Source organism: Dyella sp. AD56 (assembly GCF_002878475.1).
Taxonomy (GTDB): domain Bacteria; phylum Pseudomonadota; class Gammaproteobacteria; order Xanthomonadales; family Rhodanobacteraceae; genus Dyella.
The window spans coordinates 157,267-178,104 of the sequence record NZ_NRDP01000003.1; the positions used below are offsets into that span (position 1 = coordinate 157,267).

The window sequence follows — 20,838 nt, forward strand, 5'->3', positions numbered from 1 at the left end:
TTATTGCGGCAGTTTCGCGAAGGAAGTCGCAGCTTCGTTCGTTTTTGCGAAGCCCGTGGCGTTTTCAGGGCTTCCGCATCAAGCGGACGCGGCGCAATGCGGGGAAGCAGCCAGCATCGCCGCCGTCGGGCGGGCGATGCTGGCTCCGGGTGTGGCTTATGCCGCTTCGGACTTGAGCTTGCGCGGACCGTGCAGCAAGGCCTGGCGAACGTGCGAAACAACCAGGTCGACTTCGTCGCTGCTCACCAGGAAGTGCGGGGTGAAGCGCAGCGAGTTGGTGCCGCCGTGGATCACGCCCACGCCGCGTTCGCGCATGTATTCCTCGATGGAGTGCGCGCCGTAGCACTTGAACTCCGGCGACAGCTCGCACGAGAACAACAGGCCAGTGCCCTGCACCTTGGTGATCAGGCCGCCCAGCTCGTTCTTCAACGTGTTGAGCTTGTCGACGAATTCCTTGCCGCGCACGCGAATGTTGTTGCGCACCTCGTCGGTGAGCTCGTTGAGCGTGGCGAGCGCCACGTCCAGCGCGCGCGGGTTGGCCGTCATCGTGTTGCCGTAGATGCCCTTGCGGTACAGGTCGGCGGTGCGCTCGGTCACGGCCAACACGGACAGCGGATACTGGCCGGCGTTGAGTGCCTTGGAGAAGGTTTCGAAATCCGGCGGCGCGAGCTTCTCGAAGCCGGGATAGTCGGTGATCGACAGCACGCCGTGCGCACGCAGGCCGGCCTGGATGGAGTCGATCAGCAGCAGCGAACCGTGTGCTTCGGTGAGTGCACGAGCCTTCTGGTAGAACTCGGGCGTGACCGCGCGGCCCGGATCGCCTTCGCCCATCACGGGCTCAAGGAACATCGCCTCGATGAACCAGCCGTTCTTGTCCGCGTCGGCAAACACGGCTTCCAACTGCGCCATGTCGTACGGCTGCACGGTGAGCAGCGTGTCCTCATGGCGATAGCTGGCCAGGTGCTGCAGGTACGTCTTGCGGGTGGAATCGGAATAAAGCGCCGGCTTGTCGGTGCGACCATGGAAGGCACCCTTCACTGCGACGCGCTTGATGGTACGGCCCGCATGACGGCCGCCGGCATCGGTGAGCAACTTGGCGTTGACGTCGGCGATGCGGCAGGCGAGGCCCACGGCTTCGGAGCCAGAGTTGAGCGCCAGGTAGCGGGCGTACGGGTTGCTGCCGCGGTTGCGGCCCAACTCGCGGTCCATCGCCTTGGCGAAGCGCATCTGCGAGATGCTCGGCGTCATCACGTTGGCCATCACCTGCGGGCGCGCAAGCGCCGCGTCGATGGCTGCATGGTTGTGGCCAAAGCCAAGCATGCCGTAGCCGCCGTTGTCGTGGATCACCGCGCCCTTGAAGCTGACCACCCACGGGCCGCGCGCAGCCGCCGGCAGGTACGGGTTGATGGCGTCGTCCGGATAAAAATTGACGAATTCCGTCTGCGACTTCGTCAACTGCTCGGCTTCATCAAGCTTGAGGAAGTCGCCCAGTTCGCTACGCAGTTCGCGGTGACGCGCTACCGCGTCGCCGATGGCCTGCGCCAGTTCAGGGTGGCTCACCGCCAAACGCTCGATGGTGGCGTCGTCGAGGCCAGTAGTCTGCGGTGCGCCGCCGAATTCGCGCAGTTCGCGCAGCTGATCAATCACGCCCATGGGTTCCTCCTTCAAGGTCGACTTGCCTGCCGTCCCGATGGCATGCGTGTCGACGTGTCAACGAATGCATGGTGGAAACGCGTGACTGTTCAGCGTTTCCGTGATCCGGGGGGATCATGTCGCATTGCGATCCATCACGGATGTGGCAACGCAACGACCTACTGAGCATAACTCGGCGTTGTCGCCGCCGTAACCCCGGGTGACGCTTGTCACCTGCGTTCCCTGACGTGGGCAACTGCTGACAAACCCTTGCGCTGCCTAGCATGGCGGGTAGGAAGGAGGAGCCATGACCAAGCCCGTCGAAGTCATCGCCAGCTTGTCTGGCGCCATCAAACGTTACGGTGTTTTAACAGCGCTGGACGGTCTCAATCTCATGTTGCACCGCGGCGAACTGCTGGCGCTGCTCGGTCCCAACGGCGCAGGAAAAAGCACAGCCATCAGCCTATTGCTCGGGTTGGTGCGCACGGACGCCGGCAAGGTGGAACTGTTTGGCCGTGACCCGCAGCAGATCGATGCGCGACGACGCATCGGTGTGATGCTGCAGTCGGCCTCTTTGCCGGCAACCTTGCGTGTATCTGAACTGTTGCGGCTGACCATGAGCTACTACCCGGCGCCGCGTTCGTTGGACGAAACCGCGCAACTGGCCGGCGTCGCGGATCTGTTGTCGCGCCGCTATGCCGCCCTCTCCGGTGGACAGCAACGCCGCGTGCAATTCGCGCTGGCGATCTGCGGTCGGCCGGAGTTGCTGTTCCTCGACGAGCCTACGGTCGGCTTGGACATCGATGCGCGACAGACCTTGTGGGCGGCGATTCGCCATCTTGTTGCGGAAGGCTGCGCGGTGGTGCTCACCACGCACTACCTGGAGGAAGCCGAGGCGCTGGCGCAGCGCGTGGTGGTGCTCGGCAAGGGTCGCGTGCTGAGCGACGGCAGCGTCGATGCGCTGCGCTCGCGCGTAGTGATGACTCGCATCCGTTGCATCAGCGATCTCGATGCGGCGGCGCTGATGCGTTGGCCGCACGTCTCGCATGCCGAGCGCGATGGTGCGCATCTCCATATACACAGCGACGCACCGGAAAAAGTATTGCGCCGCCTGCTTGATGCCGACCCGGCCTTGTCGGAACTGGAAGTACGCCGTGCGGGCCTTGCGGAGGCCTTTACTGAGTTGACCCGCGAAGACGCCGCTGAAAAGGAGGTCGCGTAATGTCCATCACCGTCATCGATGCCCAGCCGGTTGCGAGCGATATGCCTCTACGCCGCCTGTTTGGCGCCTACCTGGCCGAAGCACGCAGCGAATGCGTGCGCTATCTTCGCGCCCCCGGTTTCCTGCTGCCGGTGTTGTTGTTCCCAACCATGTTCTACCTGCTGTTCGGCATCGTGATACACCAGAACGCCGAAGGGGACGCCGCGCGCTACCTGCTCGCAAGCTACGGCGTATTCGGCGTGATGAGCCCAGGCCTGTTCGGCTTCGGTGTCTCGCTCGCCATGGAGCGCGAGAACGGGCTGCTCACACTCAAGCGCGCGCTGCCCATGCCGCCGGGCGCCTACCTGCTTGGCAAGATGGTGATGGCCATGCTCAGCTCTGGCGTGATCGCCGTGCTGCTGTTGGCCATGGCCATCGGTCTTGCACACGTGCCGCTGGATGCCGCGCAGGCAGGGTGGTTCCTCGCCACGAGCATGTTGGGCGTGTTGCCGTTCTGTGCGTTGGGCATGCTGGTGGGCACGCTGGTGAAAGGGCAGGGCGCGCCGGCCATCATCAACATCATCTATCTGCCGATGTCCTTCCTGTCCGGCCTGTGGATTCCGCTGCCACTGCTGCCGTCCGCGCTGCAGCGGATCGCGCCCATCTGGCCGAGTGCGCACTTGCAGGCGCTGGCGCTTCGCGCGCTTGGCATGGGGCATGCCGCGGTTGGTTCCAACGTAGCCGTGCTGTTGATCTTTGGGCTGGCGTGCTTCGCGTTGGCAGTACGCCGCCTTCGTCGCCTCGGTTGAAGTAGCATGCGCAAAGGGCAGGTGGATCAAGGGGAGATAGACACAGTGCGAGAGCGGCTGCGAGCTTGGTTTACCCCTGCGCCAGATTCCTTGGTGGCTATCGGCGTCCAGAAGGGCAAGTCGCCCTGGACGGATGCCATCCATCTGCTGTGGTCGGTCTGGGTGTTCGTGACCCCGGTGTTCGACAAGTACACGTGGCGATGGGCGCTGCTCACGCTTATTACCTATCCGATCTTCCTGTTCTTGTACGCGCAGTGCTGTGTGTCCTCTCGCCGCCGCTCGCGCTCTTTCGCGCTGGCGTTGGTCGCGATGTCGCTGCTGTTGTTGCCGTGGTACGCCAGCGCGCTGACCTATTTCGTGTATGGCACCATCATGTTGCGCAGCTGCCGGATGGAGCTGCGTCGCTACATGGCCTCACTGGTGCTGCTCAACGCGGCGCTCATCACCGAGGTGATGCTGCTGCACTACGTGTGGCAGGCGGTGATCTGGATACCGGTGACGTCGATCATCATCGGCCTGGTCGTGCATGCCGAGCGTTTGAGCGATGAGAAAGAAGCCGAGTTGCGCCTTTCGCATGAGGAAGTCCGCCGGCTTGCTGCATTGGCCGAGCGGGAGCGCATCGGGCGCGATCTGCACGACTTGCTTGGACACACCTTGTCGCTGATCACGCTGAAGCTGGAGTTGTCGCGCAAGCTATTCGATCGCGACAGCGAGGCAGCCAAGCGTGAGTTGGCGGACGCGGAGCGAGTGGCGCGGCATGCATTGTTCGAAGTGCGTACAGCCGTATCCGGAATCCGCGCGACGGATCTCGCCGCGGAGTTGGCGGCGGCACGGTTGATGTTGGAGTCCTCGGCGGTGTCGTTCGAATCCGGAGAGCTACCGCCGTCCTTGCCGGTGGAGGTGGAGCGGAGCCTGGCGCTGGTGTTGCGCGAGGCGGTCACCAATATCGCCCGCCATGCGCGTGCCAGCCGGGCGCGCGTGAATGCCGTCGTGGTCAATCAGAGCCTGCGCCTGAGTATCGAAGATGACGGGCGCGGCGGCATCGATGTACACGGAAACGGCCTCAAGGGCATGCATGAACGCGTGCGCGCGCTGGATGGCACGTTGGTGGTCGTTTCTCCGCCGGGGCAGGGCACGCGGTTGGAGATCACCGTGCCGTTGCGTTCGCGCTCGGTATTGCGAGATGTCCTGGCGGAAGGTGGCGTGCCGGAAGAACGTGCCACGAATTGGACGCCGCAGGAGCGGCACGCGACATGAAGGCCTGGTTCGATACCCATCCCGATTCCCTGCTCGGCAAGCTGGGCTCGCCCAGTTACCTGCGCTGGGAGTCCATGGCGAACTTGTTCTGGGTGATTGCTTTGTTCGTCGGTCCGATGATCGATACCGGATCGAGCTGGAAACGCTGGCTGCTCCCGACCCTGATCTCCGCGCCGCTGTACCTGTACTTCCACTACCGGGTGTACACCGGACCGTATCGCTTGCTAGCCATGTACGCGAGCGCGATGGCGGTGTTGGGACTCATCGTGTGGCCGTTCAATGGCGTGGCCATGGGTTATCTCGTGTCGGCGGTGATGTGCCTGGCCTATCTGCCGTCCTTGCGTCGGTGGCTGGCTGCGCTGGCGATACTGGCCGTTCCAACCGTCATCATGGCGCAGCGGCAGCACATATCGGCATGGATTCTGTTGCTGGTGGGCTTTGTGGCGGTGATGTCCGGCTTCGGGCACTTCCTGCGCATGAACAACCATCGCAAAGACGCTGCATTACGCCTGTCGCAGGAAGAAGTCCGCCGCCTTGCCACGTTGGCCGAGCGCGAGCGCATCGGTCGTGACCTGCATGATCTGCTCGGGCATACGTTGTCGCTGGTGGCGCTGAAATCGGAGTTGGCGCGCAAGCTGGCCTTGATCGATCCGGAACGCGCCCAGCGCGAGATGGAAGAGGTCGAACGCGTCGCGCGTCACGCGCTGGCAGAAGTGCGCACAGCCGTCACCGGTATGCGGCGCGGCGATCTCGCGGCTGAACTGGTATCGGCACGTCTGATGCTGGAGGCCTCGGGTGTCGACTTCAACGGCGCCTTGCCCGATGACGTATGCGTACCCGCACAAGTCGAGGCCCCGCTCGCGCTGGTGCTGCGCGAGGCGGTGACCAACATCCACCGCCATGCAAAGGCGCGTTCGGCGAAGGTGGGTTTCACCGTCGAGAAGGGACGCCTGCAGATGCAGGTCAGCGACGATGGTTGCGGTGGCCTGAGCGCGCACGGCAACGGCGTCAGCGGCATGCGTGAGCGCATTCAGGCCTTGGGCGGAAGCCTGCAGATCGAGTCGCCGCCGCGTCGCGGTACGGTGCTGACGGTGCAGGTGCCCTCGATCAAGAAAAACATTGCGGACGCCGCGCCCCGTGCGCCGTCCGTCGAGTCGAACAACAGGAGTGCTGCATGATTCGTGTATTGCTGGCCGAGGACCAGGCGATGGTGCGTGGTGCGCTGTCCGCGCTGCTCAGTCTCGAAAGTGACATCGAGGTGCTTGGTTCCGCAGCGGATGGCGAAGCTGCATGGAGGGAGGTGCAGCGATTGAAGCCGGATGTGCTCGTCACCGACATCGAGATGCCGGGCCTGACCGGGCTGGAACTGGCCCAGCGCATCCAGCGCCATGAGCTGCCCATCAAGGTGATCATCGTGACCACGTTTGCTCGTCCCGGCTTTCTGCGTCGCGCGCTCGATTCCGGCGTGTCGGGCTATTTGCTGAAGGACGCGCCGGCGGAAAATCTCGCTGAAGCCTTGCGCATGGTCCATCGCGGTGGGCGTGCTATCGATCCGCAGCTCGCACTGGAGGCATGGTCGGAGGCTGACCCCCTCAACGATCGCGAGCGGCAGGTACTGCGCCTTGCTGGCGAAGGACAATCAGCCAGCGATATCGCCGCCCAGCTCAACCTGTCGCACGGCACGGTGCGCAACTATCTGTCCGAGGCCATCGGCAAGCTGGGCGCGACCAACCGTATCGAAGCCTATCGGCTGGCCCGGCAGAAAGGCTGGTTGTAGCCAGCGCCTGCGCGTTCGGGTGCAATAGCGCCAGGAAGGTTTCCGGCGAGCGCATCTTGATTCCCCTGTTGTCCCGATGGATCGGCCGGTTGGCATGGCTGTTGGTTGCTGCCGCTGTTGCTGCGTGCACAGGCCGATCGACGCCGCTCGCCAACGATGCCTACGTGTGGCAGCGACAGTGGACGCCTGCGCTGGTGCGCGCCGTGGCCGAGGATGGATCATCCGTGCGCGCATGGCGCGTGCTGGCCGGCGAGATGGATGGGCAGGGGCGATGGCGCGTGTTCACGCCCGACTGGAACGCGCTGGCGGCGAGCGGCAAGCCCGTCGTTGCCGTGGTACGCATCGAAGGCCAATTGCAGCAGTGGGACGAGGCGATGCTGCTTGCGGACGTGCAGGCAATTTTGGCTACGTGGCGGCAACAGAAGTTCGTACTGGCCGGCGTAGAAATCGATCACGATTGCGCTACCTCGCGGCTGCCCGCGTACACGCATTTCCTCCAGGCACTGCGGCCATCGTTGCTGCCCAACGAGCGGCTGTCGCTGACGGCCTTGCCGACATGGCTGGACAGCCCCCATCTGGACGCGTTATTGGCGCAGGCGGACGAAGCCGTATTGCAGGTGCATGCCGTGCAATCGCCGCGCGCCGGGCTGTTCAATCCCGATACTGCGCGAGGCTGGTTGAGTGCTTTCGCGCGACACACCCATAAGCCGTGGCGCGTGGCCCTGCCGGCCTACGGCACGCGCGTGAGTTGGGATGATCAGGGCCGCGTGTCCGTCATCGAAAGCGAGCGACCTACGCTGGTTGGCACCGAGGGTGCGAGCGAATTGTTTGCCGACCCGCGCGTGATGCAGCGCTTCGTCTCGACACTGGAATCGGATGCGCCGGAGGGCTTGGCCGGCATCGTCTGGTTCCGCCTGCCGACCGGTGAGGATGCACGCGCATGGAGTGAGGCCAGCTGGCGGTCCGTGCTTGGGCGGACGCCGTTGAAGGCTTCGCTGACCGCTATTGCCGGCGGCACGGACGATCCGCATCGCTATGACGTGCGGTTGGTCAACGAAGGCGACGCGGATCTGCCGCTGCCTTCACTCGTCCGCGTCGAAGGTTCTTGTGCGGCGGCTGACGGCATCAACGGTTATGGCCTGCAACGTAGCGGACAGGGTCTGTACCTGCAGCGCACGCGGGTCGGCGTGCTGCGGGCAGGGCGCCAACTCGCGGTGGGGTGGCTGCGATGCGATACGCCGCCAACGCTTCATGTTGAATCCTGAGCTCGATTTGCGGGGGCTTTCCGCCATAATTGCGCGGTCTGGGCGCGGAGCGCCCCCTATCAGGTAGAACCATGTACAAGCGCCCATGGATTGTCGCTGCGGTGGTGGCCGGCCTCGCCGGTGCCGTTGCCTGGGCTTGCGGCCCGATGTTTCCCAACCAGTTGCTGGATCAGCGCGAGGCGACACTGAAGTCTGTGCCGCAGAACAGCTTCGCGTTCGAGGCGCAGCACCTGTTGCCGGCCACCGACAAGCTGGTCAGTAACGAGCCCCCTCCGTACGGCGGCGACGACAAGAAAAACGATGACGCCGAAGCCAAATCGCTGGGCGTGAGTGTGGCGCAGCTGGCGCGCATCAAGTCGCTGCGGGAGCTTCATACCGGCGACGAGGCGTTCGAGCAGGGCAAGGATCTGCCCGCGGACCTGCGTGCTTATGTGGCCGGTGCGCTGGATTTCAGCCGTGACCAGCAGGACGAAGCCGCTGCCCGCTTCGAGCAGGTGCTGGCCCTGCCGCCGGATCAGGCAAAGCTGCGCTCGGTCTGGGCCGCCTACATGCTGGGCCGCATCCATGCGGCGAAGGCCAATGGCGCGGCGTCTAACGCCACTGTGTTCCAGCGCGAACGCGCGGCGGCGGCCAAGGCCTTCGGGCTCGCCCGCACGCGCGCGGTGGATGGCGCATCCGATACGCAAGGGTTGGCTGTTTCCAGCTTTGGCGAGGAAGCGCGGCTCTATCTCTACGATCATGGTACGCAGTGCAGTTGGGGCGTTCTGTACGGCGCGTCGGAGGATGTCGTCGATGGTGCAGACGGCGACAGCGACAAGGACAACCAAGCCCCGGCCAAGACCGATGGCTGCGGCAATGGCCTGACGGCGGACGACCTCAGGCGCGCGATCACGCTCTACGCGGCGCAGGCTGGGCATCGGTCGGACAGTGCGGTGAATTCGCTGATCGCCGTGGCCGACTTCAGCATGCGCCAGCCGCAACTGATCGATCCGCTGATCGACAGCCCGGTGCCGCAGCGTCTGCTGGTCGCCTATGCACTGGCGCGCATGGAGGGTGCATCGGACGACACGTCCGCGAGCACCACCACGGCCGCGACCAAGCCGAAGATCGATCCCCGCCTGACGGCACTCGTGCAAGCCATCGAGAAGCGCGGGCTGGACCATGTTGCCGGTGCGGACCGGCTCGCCTCGCTGGCCTATCAGGTGGGCAACTACGATCTGGCTGCGCGGCTGGTCGACAAATCCTCCGGCCCGCTGGCCGAATGGGTGCGCGCCAAGCTTGCGCTGCAGAAGGGCGACATGGCGGCGGCGAGCGCCGCGTACGCCGCGGCGGCGAAGGCCTTTCCGAAAACGGACGATCCGCAGGCTGCCATCGAGCCGGCCAACGCTCACCTGATCCCCGGCGAAGACGGTGTGCTGGCTCTCGCACGTGGCGAATACGTCGAGGCGATGGGCCACCTATACGACGCGGCGTCGGCCGTGGGTGGTGATGGTAATGAGTACGAGGATGAAGGCGATGCCGTGGGCATGGGCTACGGCAACGATGCCTCCTACGTCGCCGAGCGCGTATTGACGGTCGACGAACTCAAGAGCTTTGTCGACGCGCATGCACCCGAGTCGCCCAATCCGCCCAAGGACAAGCAGGCCGACACGTACTACCGCATGCAGTTTCCTTTGGCCGACAACGTGCGCTGGTTGCTGGCGCGTCGCCTGATGCGTGCGGGCCGCTACGACGAAGCGTTCGCGTACTTCCCCAAGGATGACGATCCGCGTATCACCACGCAGGACGACAACGGCAAGTCGGAGCCGGCCAACCTGCGCAACAAGGCCCGCGCGTATGCCAAGGCCATGCACGACGGCCAGCACGCGTGGACGGACATCGGCAAGGCGCAGGGCTTGTATGCCGCCGCAGCGATCGCTCGCGAGAACGGCATGGAAATCCTTGGCTACGAGCAGGGTCCCGATTTCCAGGACAACGGCGGCTCGTTCCAGGGCGGCAGTGGCCAGACGCCCGACTCGCTGAAGCAGCACTACGTGACCGACGGCGAGCGCCAGCGTTATGCCGAGAGCGTGGCCAAGCCCGACTATCGCTTCCACTACCGCTACATCGCGGCGGACGAGGCATCGCAGGCCGCTGACTTGCTGCCGCCCCGTTCGCAGGCCTTTGCTGCGGTGCTGTGCAAAGCCACCGGCTGGATGCTGGACGGCCCGCCGGATTACGAGGATCACTACCAGTACTACGGCGATCCCGCACCCAGTCAGCCGTCCGAGCGGGAGCGTCGTGCCATGGCGTTCTATCAGCGCTATGTGAAGCAGGGTGCGTACGTGAGCTGGGCGACCGACTTCGGCCACACCTGTGAAGAACCGAATTTCGACAGTGCCCGCGCGCTCAAGCGGGCCCAGCAGGTGCGAGCAGTCAAGCACGCTGTGCGGCACTACTTCCCGTACGAACTGGGCGCTTTCGTGCTCGTCGTGGCTGGTTTCGCGGCTTGGCTGGTGCGTCGCAGGAAGCGCAAAGCCCAGGTTTGAAGGGCAGGGCGGGGTTTTGCGCGATAATGTCCCATTCGACGCAAGTACCCCGCCCGTGAAGAAAACCGATTTCGATTTTGAGTTGCCGCCCGAGTTGATTGCCCAGGCACCGCTGGCCGAGCGTTCGGCCAGCCGCATGCTGGTGCTCGACATGGAGGCGCAGGCGCGCCAGGACCGCATGTTCCGCGACCTGCCGACCTTCCTGCGCGAAGGCGACCTGCTGGTGTTCAACGACACGCGCGTGTTGCCTGCGCGCCTTTACGGGCGCAAGGACACCGGCGGACAGGTGGAAATCCTGATCGAACGCGTCACCGGCGCGCACGAAGCCACCGTGCAGTTGGGTGTGAGCAAGAAGCCGAAGGAAGGCGGGCGCATCGAGCTGGCCGACGGCAGCCATGCCGTGGTGTTGGGGCGCGACGGGCCATTTTTCCGTTTGCGCTTCGAGTCGCCCGATCCCCTGGAACGCCTGCTGCTGCGTCTGGGTGAAATGCCGCTGCCGCCGTACATCGAACGGCACGCGGATGCCAGCGACATGGAGCGCTACCAGACCGTGTTCGCACGTGAGCCCGGCGCGGTCGCTGCACCCACAGCCGGCCTGCATTTCGACGAGACCATGCTCGCGACCTTGCGCGAGCGTGGCGTCCAGTTCGGCTACGTGACCTTGCACGTGGGTGCAGGCACCTTCCAGCCTATACGCGCGGACGACATCAAGGATCACCAGATGCACCGCGAGTGGCTCAACGTGGGCGCGAGTCTGGTGGAGCAGATCCGCCGCACGCGGGCGGCGGGCAATCGCGTGATCGCGGTGGGCACGACGGTGGTGCGCGCGTTGGAAAGCGCCGTACGTGAAGGCGAATTGCAGCCTTTCGCTGGGGAAACACAGATCTTCATCTTCCCTGGTTACCGGTTTTCCAGCGTCGATGGCCTGCTGACCAACTTCCACTTGCCGCAGTCGACCCTGTTGATGCTGGTATCGGCGATGGCGGGGCGCGACTTCATGCTGGCTTCGTATCGGCACGCGGTGGAGCAGAAGTATCGGTTCTTCTCCTATGGGGATTCGATGCTGATTCTGCCGCGAGGTAGCTGAGCTTTTCTCCCTCTCCCCTTTGGGGAGAGGGTTGGGGTGAGGGGCCAATCTGGCCTTATCGTTTCATCTTTTAGCCGTCATTCCGGCGCACCCCTCAAAGGGGGGCAAGCGTCGGGAACCAGTGCCGTCAGTAGTCGACTGTCGCCTCGCACGTGATCGTGACCTGGCCGCTTACGCAGCGGGCGTTTCGATCTTCTGCCGAAGGCCGAGTCACTTTTCTTTTGCTGGCCCAAAAGAAAAGTAACCCAAAGAAAATGGCCTTCAGAGCTCCGGTAGCGTCGTGTTGAATACGAGCCTTGGAGCTCGAGGTATTCGGCAGCAGGCGATCTCCTTATTGGGGGTGCGGCTACACCGCAACGCATCGATGCACTGAGGAGCTCTGCATGGCGTGGGGATAAGCCCGAACGGTTGAGGAATCGTGCGATTTGGCAACCTTCGCCTCTACACAGCGGGTACTCCGGAGCGCTTCGCAACGCGCCGAAGCGAAGAGGGCTTAAAGCAGCTTAAAGCAGGTAGTCGCTACGCTTCTCGACCGGGTGTAGATCTCGACGCGCTAGGCACAGCCTTAATTGCACTGAGATACAAACGCCACGTACCCCACCAGTGCGATGTGCAGCGCAACTGCACGAGCCGTGCGCTTGGCGCTTTTGACCTTCGGGCCCCCTTGAGCGGCGGTGAGGGGTGGACGAAAAGGCCCCGTAGGGGTGCCGGGCAGGACGCCCGGCACTTTTCGTCGGGGCAGGAGCCCCGTCGAAAAGCCCGGACGCCCCTCACGGACTGGCCGGCTTCACCGGCCAGCGCCGCGATGGGGTTGCCGTTTCTTTTGGTTACTTTTCTTTGGGCAAGCAAAGAAAAGTGACCCGGACTGCGGCAGCAGTTCGGAAGCCCGCCGCAGGCGAGCCAGGTCACCAGAACATGGCAATCAAGCGATACCGCCACCGGAACCTGGCGCACACCCCCTTTTGCGGTGTGCGCCAGGAAGAAGACAACAACGGTAAACCTCCCTGAAGCACGAAATCGCCGGACAAGCGATAATTCCCCTTATGACTTCCATGACTTTCGAACTCCAGGCCACCGATGGCGCGGCCCGTCGCGGCCGTCTCGTCTTTGACCGCGGCACGGTGGAAACGCCGGCCTTCATGCCGGTCGGCACCTATGGCTCCGTGAAGGCGATGACGCCGCGGGATATCCGCGAGGTCGGCGCCGAGATCATCCTGGGCAACACCTTCCATCTGTTCCTGCGCCCCGGCCTTGAGGTGGTGGAGCAGTTCGGCGGCCTGCACAAATTCATCGGCTGGGACAAGCCGATCCTGACGGACTCCGGTGGCTTCCAGGTCTTCTCGCTGGCGCACAAGCGCAAGATCACCGAGGAGGGCGTGGCGTTTGCCTCACCGGTGGATGGCTCCAAGGTGTTCCTGTCGCCGGAAGAATCGATGCGCATCCAGAAGGTGCTCGATTCGGACGTCGCGATGATCTTCGACGAGTGCACGCCGTATCCCGCGACGGAAAAAGTGGCGTCCACCTCGATGGAACTCAGCCTGCGTTGGGCCGAGCGTTCACGCCGCGCCTTCGACGATCTGAAAAATCCCAATGCCTTGTTCGGCATCGTGCAGGGCAGCGTGTACGAGAACCTGCGCCAACGCTCGGCCGAGGGGTTGATCAACATCGGCTTCGACGGTTATGCGGTGGGCGGGCTTGCCGTGGGCGAGCCCGAGGCGGAACGCAATCACGCGCTGGATTTCACCGTGCCCCTGCTGCCGGCCGACAAGCCGCGCTACTTGATGGGCGTGGGCCGTCCCGAGGACATCGTGGAAGCGGTGCGTCGCGGTATCGACATGTTCGACTGCGTGATGCCGACCCGCAACGCGCGCAACGGGTTCCTGTTCACCGCCGAAGGCACGTTGCGCATCCGTAACGCCAAGTACGCGCTGGACACCCGCGTCATCGAGGAAGGCTGCGATTGCTACGCCTGCAGCAACGGCTTCAGCCGGGCCTACCTGCGCCACCTGGATCGCTGCAATGAAATCCTCGGCAGCCAACTCGCCACCATGCACAACCTGCGTCACTACCAGCGCCTGATGGCTGGTCTGCGTGACGCGATTGCTGACGGCAAGCTGGACGACTTCGTGGCTGAGTTCTATGCGCGCAGGGCTGGGGGCGTGGCGGCTTAACCGAGGCGTCATTCCGGCCTGCGCCGGAATGACGGGGTAGGGCGCTTGAGGGAACCTTGGGTGCCGCGCCCCGATCCTGCCCCTTGGAATCCGCCCATACCGACGCCAGAACCTTCGACGGGTGGGCCTTGCAGCGCATGCAGGGTCCGGGGGCGCGTGGCATAATCCACGATCTTTTATCAGGTGTTGTCAGAAATGTCTGTCAATACCGCCACTTGCGAGACAAGCTGATGAATCTTCCGATGTCGTTCCTGCTGGCTCAGGCCGCTCCCGCAGCCGGTGCCCAGGGCAATCCCTTGATGGGCCTGGCTTTGCCGATCCTGCTGTTGGTGGTCATGTTCTTCGTCATGATCCGCCCGCAGATGAAGCGCCAAAAGGAGCATCGCGCGCTGCTCTCCGGTCTGGCCAAGGGTGACGAAGTGGTCACGAACGGCGGCATTGCCGGCCGCGTGGAAGAGATCGGTGAGAGCTTCGTCACGGTCGAAATCGCGCCGAACGTGAAGATCAAGCTGCAGAAGGGCGCCGTGCAGCAGGTCCTGCCCAAGGGCACGCTGAAGTCGTCCTGACGACTTGCCGGGGCGGAGGGGCCTCGGTCCATACGAAGCATTGCTCGCCGCGGCTGCCTCAGCCGCGGCTTTTGACGGATTCAAGGCATGAGTGATTTTCCACGCTGGAAATATGCGCTGGTCGCCATCGTATTGGCGCTCGGCATTGTCTACGCGTTGCCCAATGTGTTCCTGCCGGTGCCTGCCGTGCAGATCACGGCCAACCGTAATGGCACGGTCGACCAGGCGCTTGAGCAGAAGGTATCCGACACGCTGCAGAAGGCGAACGTCACCAATACTGGCATTGAGCTCAATGGCGACCATTTGCTTGCCAGCTTCGCCAACCCCGACGTGCAGAAGAGCGCCGCTGACGCGATCAAGGCTGCGTTGGGCGACGACTACACCGTGGCGTTCAACCTCAAGTCCACCGTACCGCACTGGCTGACCGCTATCGGCGCGAAGTCGATGCCGTTGGGCCTGGACTTGCAGGGCGGCGTGCACTTCCTCATGCAGGTCGATCTGGACGACGTGGTCGACAAGCAGGAAGCGCGCTATGCGGACGACATCCGCAGTCTGCTGCGCGAAAAGAACATTCGCTACGAGTCGGTAGTCCGCAACTCGCAGCGTGGGCAGGGTGTGTCCGTGGTGTTGAAGTCCGCGGAAGACCGTGCCGCTGCCGCTACCGCGATCACGGCGGATTATCCCGACCTCACCGTGACGGATGGCAGCACCACTGGCGACCGCTTCCCGCTCAACGCCGTGGTGCGCCCGGACAAGCTGCGCGAGCTGTCGCTGAACACGATTCGCCAGAACCTTGGCACCCTGCGCAACCGTATCAATGCGCTGGGCGTGTCCGAGCCGATCATCCAGCAGCAGGGCGACAGCCGCATCGTGGTCGAGCTTGCCGGCGTGCAGGACACGGCCGAGGCCAAGAAGCTCATCGGCGCCGTGGCCACGCTGGAATACCGCTCGGGCTACGGTACGCCGCAGCAGGCCATCGACGCTGCCCGCACCGGCATCGTTCCGCCCGACGCACGCCTCTATAAGGATCGCGACGGTCGTCCGTACCTGCTCAGCAAGAACATCATCGTCACTGGCGACCAGCTGGTGGATGCGTCGTCCACGTTCGACCAGCAGAGCGGTTCGCCCGCCGTGTCGGTGACGCTGAACGCCGCAGGCGCCAAGAAGATGTTGGACTTCACCACCGGCAACGTCGGTAAGCCGATGGGCGTGGTGTATGTGGAGCGCGTGGTCGACACCAAGATGGTCGACGGCAAGGAAGTGCGCACGCCGAAGGTCACGGAAGAAGTGATCAACTACGCCACCATCAATGGCGTGTTCGGCAAGAACTTCCAGACCACCGGTCTGCGCAGTCCGAAGGAAGCCTCCGAGTTGGCGTTGCTGCTCAAGGGTGGCTCGCTCGCCGCCGCTGTCGACATCGTCGAGGAGCGCGTGATCGGTCCCAGCCTTGGCCAGGACAACATCAGCAAGGGTCTGCGTGCAGTGACCCTGGGTCTCGCCCTGGTGCTGCTTGCCGCCGCGCTTTACTACAAGCTCTTCGGTCTCGTGGCCGACGTGGCGCTGTTCTTCAACCTTGTCATCCTGATCGCGGTGATGTCGGCCATCGGCGTCACGCTGACCATGCCGGGCATCGCAGGTATCGTGTTGACGCTAGGTATGGCGATCGACGCGAACGTGCTGATCTGCGAACGCATACGAGAAGAACTGCGCAATGGTTCGTCGCCACATGCCGCGATCCGTGCCGGTTACGACAAGGCATGGGCCACCATTCTCGACGCCAACGTCACCCACCTGATCGCCGCGCTGGCGCTGACCACGATGGGCTCGGGCCCGATCAAGGGCTTCGGCGTGACGCTGCTGATCGGTATTTTGACCTCGATGTTCACCTCGGTCACCGTGACGCACGCGATCACCGCGCTGATCCACGGCCATCGCAAGCTCAAGACGTTGTCGGTCTGAAGAGGAACAATCAATCATGGAAATCTTCAACCACAACGCCAATGTGAACTTCCTCGGCATGAGGAAGATCAGCGTGGGCATCGCGATCCTGTTGATGATCGCCTCCATCACGCTGATCGCGGTGAAGGGACTCAACTACGGCCTCGACTTCACCGGCGGTGTATCGCTGGTGGTGGACTACGACAACCCCGTGCAGGTCGGAGAAGTCCGCGACGCGCTGGAAAAGGGTGGCATGGAGCACGCCCTGGTGCAGAGCCTGGGCGGTACGAAGGAAGTATCCATTCGCCTGCAGCCCAAGGACGACCCGAGCTCCGGCGTGGCCGACGGCGGCAAGGTGAACTTGGACAAGATCGCCGAGGATGTCACCAAGGCGCTGCAGGTGGCTCGTCCGGATGCCAAGCTCAAGAGTCGTGACTACGTGGGCTCCGCCGTGGGCGAAGAACTGCGTAGTGACGGCATTGTCGCCGCCATCGTGGTGGTGCTCGGCATCGGCCTGTACCTGGGCATCCGCTTCGAGTGGCGCTTCGCCGTGGCGGCTATCGCCACCGAACTCCACGACGCGCTGATCACCGTGGGCATCTTCGCGCTTATGCAGCGTGAGTTCGATTTGACGGTGCTTGCCTCGGTGCTGGCGGTGATCGGTTACTCCATCAACGACAAGGTGGTGGTGTTCGACCGCGTGCGTGAACTGTTCCGCCTGGCCCGCAAGGCCGAGCCGGAGGAGATCCTCAACCGCTCGATCAACAACACGCTGTCGCGAACCATCATCACTGCGCTGTTCACCGGCATCACCATGGCCGCGCTGTATTTCTTCGGTGGTCCGGCGGTGCACGGCTTCGCCATCACCATGTTGATCGGTATCCTGGTGGGTACGCTCTCCTCGATCTTCGTGGCGAGCCCGATCCTGCTGTGGCTGGGCGTGTCCAAGCAGGACCTGATGCCCAAGACCAAGGAAAACCCGGAGCTGGCGCGCCGCCCGTAAGGCGTCCGCCACTTCGATGGAAGAGAAAATGCCCGGGGAAACCCGGGCTTTTTCGTTTTGGGCGTGCCCTCGCCGTGCCGACGGCCTTGTCGAACGTCTCGCGCGCACCCACAGTTCCAAGGTCGCGCACAGGAGTCTGGGCATGGAATGGAGTGACGTTCGCATCTTTCTCGCCGTGGCGCGCCAGGGGTCACTGGGAGCCGCTGCGCGTTTCCTGCGGCTCAGCCATCCCACCGTTGGCCGGCGAATTCGCGCGCTTGAAGACGACGTGGGCCAACCGCTGGTCCAGCGGCACGACAACGGTGTTCTTCTGACGGAAGCCGGCGCGCGAGTGCTTGCGCTGGCGGAGGAGATGGAGGGCGCGGCGATGGCCTTCCAGCGTCGATTGGCGGGTGACGACGGCACGCCGGGTCCGTTGCGCATCTCCTCGGCAGACTGGTTCGCCACCTACGTTCTGCCGCCCGTCATCGATACGCTGAGGCGCGAGCACCCCGACGTGGTGCCGGAACTGATGGTAAGTTCGCGGCGCTTCGACCTATCCCGCCGCGAGGCGGACGTCGTGTTCCGCGTGGTGCCTTTCGATGAGCCCGGCGTTGTTCAATGCCGGCTTCTGCGCATCGACTACGGTTTGTACGCGCGAAACGATCAGTCGCGGATCGAGCGCGGCGACGGCCGGGGAACAAACCTCATCGTCATGGATACGTCCGAACACAGCTACCCGGAAACGGATTGGCTGCGCGCGATGCTCCCGCATGCGCGGCCGGTGGTGGTCTCCAACCATCGGGCCTTACAGGCGCGCTTGTGTCAGCAAGGCACGGGGCTGGCCGTATTGCCGCACGCCGTTGGTGATGCGACGAGCGGACTGATCCGCGTGGACCTGGGCGATGCACCGCCATCGCGATACATCTGGATGGGTTACCACGAGGATCTGCGGAGCATGGGACGGGTGCGTGCGCTGGCGGATATCGCGGTGCGCCTGTTGGGGCCTGCTGACGGCAGCACCCCCGAACATCCATGAAGGGCTGACCCACGTCGGTGTCAGTGTGCGCGAGGCGTAGCGACGGGCAGGCTAGGGCTCCTTTCTTCAGGAGCTTCCATGATGTGCAGTGACGATCATGCTGTGTTCTTGCCATCCGGTTCGCAGCAGGACCGTCTGACCGGGGTAACGGGTTTCCATCGCTTCCATCTCGGTGGCACGACGATAACGGCGCTGTGCGATGGCTATTTCGCGTTGTCCGTTCATGAGGTTCTGCGTGATGGCGAGACGCCCATGCAGCCCTTGTTGGAGCGCGCCTGCCTTGGCGAGGTGGTTAGCAGTCACGTCAACGCCTTTCTGATCGAGAACCGCACGCATCGCGTGCTCGTCGATACAGGCGCCGGCGACCTGCAAGACGCAACGCTCGGCGACATGTCGGCGCAGCTGGCGGCGGCAGGGCTGCGCCCTGAGCAGATCGACACGGTGTTGGTGACCCATCTTCATCCCGACCACATCGGTGGCCTGGCGCGAAATGGCGTGGCCGTGTTTCCGCATGCGGTGATCTACGTACCGCGTGAGGAAGACGCTTTCTGGTTGGGCGCTGGCGATCCTGCGGCGGTGGATGCAAGCGTACGTGCGACGTTTGAACACGCACGCCAGATCCTGGCGCCGTATCAGGCAGAAGGACGTTACCGGCTTTTTGATCCGGGAGCGTCATGGGGCGACTGCCTGACGGCGGAGCTCTTGGCTGGACACACCAGAGGTCACACGGGATATCGGTTGCGCACGGACGAGGGGGATGTTGTTTTCTGTGGCGACTTGTTCCATGTCGCATCCGTGCAATTGGCCGATCCCGATGTAACGGTCTGCTACGACAGCGAGCCGGCGCAGGCGAGAATGACTCGCGCCACCTTTCTTGCCGAAGCATGCCACCGGGGCGATATCGTGGCCGCGGCTCACGCGCCTTTTCCTGGGTTGGGTCGGATTGATGCGGGCGATAACGGTTATGCCTGGTATCCCGTCGCATGAAGTGCATGGCGAGCGCGTTTAGTTTGGACGTCCATCATCACGACGAAGTATCCGTAGCTTCACGACGCGTTGTTGAGATCGACCCATGAGCCTCGGGTGCGCCAATCACCCAGAAGACGGTGATCGCACAGCCAACGGTGATCGCGGCCAATCCCAGGAGCAGCATATGGAACGCGTCGGCATAGATAAGCTTGATGGTTGCAGCAGGTATCGGGTGGAGCAGGTTGGATGCCATTCGCAGTTCTCCCGTCGCTAGTTGTTGGGAGGCAGCTGCCACCGCCGTCTGCGACAGGCCGGGCGATGTATGGGACAGCGTGGACTGGATGATCCACGCGAGCATGGCGCCGACGCTGGCCAGTGCGATGCCTTCGCCTGCCACGCGGGTGGTACTGAAGATGCCGGTTGCCATCCCCGCGCGCTCTTTCGGCACCACGCTGATGGCAAGGCCGTCCATCAAGCCCCAGGGGATGCCTGCACCTGATCCGATGAGGAAAAGCGGCAGCAGTATCGGAAGCGCATCGCCTGCGAACGAGGTTCGGGCGAGCCAGATAAGGCCAGCGGCGGCGATCAGAAAACCGAGTCCGGACAGCAGGCCCGGCGATACGCGATGGGCGAGCCGCGATGCCACCAGAGGCATGAACAACAGCGGCGCGGAGAGCGCGAGCATGAACAGGCCCGCACGCATTTCTCCCCAGCCCTCGATGCCAATCAGACGAAGAGGCAGCAACACGACGAGCACGATGTAGCAGTAGCACGTTCCCACCGGCAGCATCTGCACGCCGATAAAGCGCGGATACCGGAACAGCGACAGGTCCAGCATGGGACGCTCGACGCGTGCCTCGATCATGATGAAAGCCAGCAGCAATACGCCGGCCCCGGCAAGCAGCGCCACGATCAACGGGCTGCTCCATCCGGCGATGGGCGCCTGGATGATGCCGAAGGTCAGCAGTACCAGCATCGCGGTGAAGCAAAGCGTTCCGGGCCAGTCCAATCCCGCTGCGGCGGGATCACGGGTTTCGCGCATGCGGGGCAGGCCGAAGCTCATGGCCACGCTGGCGATAACGGCAATGAAAGCGAAGATCGCACGCCATCCGAGCCAAGCAATCAGCGATCCAGCGATCACGGGACCGAAGGCGAGGCCCAGGCCGAAGCTGGTGCCCAGCAGGCCGAAGGCCCGGGTCCGCGCGTGTCCTTCGAACTCCTGCGCGAGCGCGGCGGAGCCGCCTGAAAGTGCCGCCGCTGCGGCGACGCCTTGCATGGCACGCAACACGTCCAGCCAGAACACGGTGGGTGCGAGAGCCAGCAGGATCGAGCTGAGCAGGAACAACGCCATGCCGGCGGCGAATACGCGCTTGCGGCCGTACTGGTCGGCCAGCGCGCCGGCTGCCATCAACAGGCTACCGAAGCTGAGCATGAAGGCATTGGTCACCCAGGTAAGGGCGACCGACGTGCCGCCGAGCTGACGGGTGATGTCGGGTGTTGCGATGGCGCCACCGGAAAAGCTCAGGGGCAGCACGATGGCGGCGAGGCAAACCGAAGCCAATACCAGGCGCTGACTTCGCCCGGATGGGTAGGGAGGGGAGTGTGGGGCGTTCATGA

At 63.8% G+C, this 20,838-nt stretch carries 16 protein-coding genes; 14 read left to right on the forward strand and 2 right to left on the reverse strand.

Annotated features, from left to right (window positions below; genetic code table 11):
- Positions 1 to 156: 156 nt before the first annotated feature.
- Positions 157 to 1,653, reverse strand: a complete 1,497-nt coding sequence (locus DyAD56_RS03255) for an aminotransferase class III-fold pyridoxal phosphate-dependent enzyme (RefSeq protein ID WP_102301308.1) — start codon at positions 1,651 to 1,653, stop codon at positions 157 to 159.
- Between the two features lie 286 nt (positions 1,654 to 1,939).
- Here DyAD56_RS03255 and DyAD56_RS03260 point away from each other — a divergent pair, with 286 nt between their 5' ends.
- The 14 genes from DyAD56_RS03260 to DyAD56_RS03325 all read left to right on the forward strand — a co-directional run bounded on the left by DyAD56_RS03260 (position 1,940) and on the right by DyAD56_RS03325 (position 19,239).
- Entirely contained in the window at positions 1,940 to 2,854 is a 915-nt protein-coding gene (locus DyAD56_RS03260) for an ABC transporter ATP-binding protein (protein ID WP_102301309.1), read from the forward strand.
- Complete coding sequence (locus tag DyAD56_RS03265; RefSeq protein ID WP_102301310.1) at positions 2,854 to 3,642, forward strand: ABC transporter permease; 789 nt, start codon at positions 2,854 to 2,856, stop codon at positions 3,640 to 3,642. Before DyAD56_RS03260 ends, DyAD56_RS03265 begins: the two co-directional genes overlap by 1 nt.
- 93 nt (positions 3,643 to 3,735) lie before the next feature.
- On the forward strand, positions 3,736 to 4,899 hold the full coding sequence (locus DyAD56_RS03270; protein WP_102301311.1) for a sensor histidine kinase: 1,164 nt from the start codon (positions 3,736 to 3,738) through the stop codon (positions 4,897 to 4,899).
- The gene (locus DyAD56_RS03275; RefSeq protein ID WP_102301312.1) at positions 4,896 to 6,077 is read left to right on the forward strand and encodes a sensor histidine kinase; all 1,182 of its coding nucleotides are present in this window, start codon (positions 4,896 to 4,898) and stop codon (positions 6,075 to 6,077) included. The genes DyAD56_RS03270 and DyAD56_RS03275 overlap by 4 nt, the downstream gene beginning before the upstream one ends.
- Positions 6,074 to 6,676 (forward strand): response regulator transcription factor, encoded by a 603-nt coding sequence (locus DyAD56_RS03280; RefSeq protein ID WP_102301313.1) that lies wholly within the window; start codon positions 6,074 to 6,076, stop codon positions 6,674 to 6,676. The genes DyAD56_RS03275 and DyAD56_RS03280 overlap by 4 nt, the downstream gene beginning before the upstream one ends.
- Positions 6,677 to 6,732: 56 nt before the next feature.
- Complete coding sequence (locus DyAD56_RS03285; RefSeq protein ID WP_233202266.1) at positions 6,733 to 7,941, forward strand: DUF3142 domain-containing protein; 1,209 nt, start codon at positions 6,733 to 6,735, stop codon at positions 7,939 to 7,941.
- Positions 7,942 to 8,012: 71 nt separating this feature from the next.
- Complete coding sequence (locus DyAD56_RS03290; RefSeq protein ID WP_102301315.1) at positions 8,013 to 10,469, forward strand: hypothetical protein; 2,457 nt, start codon at positions 8,013 to 8,015, stop codon at positions 10,467 to 10,469.
- A gap of 55 nt (positions 10,470 to 10,524) precedes the next feature.
- A complete protein-coding gene (gene queA, locus DyAD56_RS03295) occupies positions 10,525 to 11,556 on the forward strand; it encodes a tRNA preQ1(34) S-adenosylmethionine ribosyltransferase-isomerase QueA (RefSeq protein WP_102301316.1) in 1,032 nt (343 codons plus the stop codon).
- A 1,043-nt stretch (positions 11,557 to 12,599) separates the two neighbouring features.
- Positions 12,600 to 13,727 (forward strand): tRNA guanosine(34) transglycosylase Tgt, encoded by a 1,128-nt coding sequence (gene tgt, locus DyAD56_RS03300; protein WP_102301317.1) that lies wholly within the window; start codon positions 12,600 to 12,602, stop codon positions 13,725 to 13,727.
- Between the two features lie 230 nt (positions 13,728 to 13,957).
- Positions 13,958 to 14,293, forward strand: a complete 336-nt coding sequence (yajC, locus tag DyAD56_RS03305; RefSeq protein WP_102301318.1) for a preprotein translocase subunit YajC — start codon at positions 13,958 to 13,960, stop codon at positions 14,291 to 14,293.
- An 87-nt stretch (positions 14,294 to 14,380) separates the two neighbouring features.
- Positions 14,381 to 16,252, forward strand: coding sequence for a protein translocase subunit SecD (gene secD, locus DyAD56_RS03310; RefSeq protein ID WP_102301319.1), 1,872 nt, complete (start codon positions 14,381 to 14,383; stop codon positions 16,250 to 16,252).
- A 16-nt stretch (positions 16,253 to 16,268) separates the two neighbouring features.
- On the forward strand, positions 16,269 to 17,234 hold the full coding sequence (secF, locus tag DyAD56_RS03315) for a protein translocase subunit SecF (protein ID WP_102301320.1): 966 nt from the start codon (positions 16,269 to 16,271) through the stop codon (positions 17,232 to 17,234).
- Between the two features lie 142 nt (positions 17,235 to 17,376).
- Positions 17,377 to 18,252 (forward strand): LysR family transcriptional regulator, encoded by an 876-nt coding sequence (locus DyAD56_RS03320; protein ID WP_102301321.1) that lies wholly within the window; start codon positions 17,377 to 17,379, stop codon positions 18,250 to 18,252.
- 78 nt (positions 18,253 to 18,330) lie between these two features.
- The gene (locus DyAD56_RS03325; protein WP_102301322.1) at positions 18,331 to 19,239 is read left to right on the forward strand and encodes an MBL fold metallo-hydrolase; all 909 of its coding nucleotides are present in this window, start codon (positions 18,331 to 18,333) and stop codon (positions 19,237 to 19,239) included.
- Between the two features lie 37 nt (positions 19,240 to 19,276).
- On the opposite strand, the gene DyAD56_RS03330 is transcribed toward DyAD56_RS03325, so the two are convergent.
- Entirely contained in the window at positions 19,277 to 20,836 is a 1,560-nt protein-coding gene (locus DyAD56_RS03330) for an MFS transporter (RefSeq protein WP_102301323.1), read from the reverse strand.
- Positions 20,837 to 20,838 lie beyond the last annotated feature (2 nt).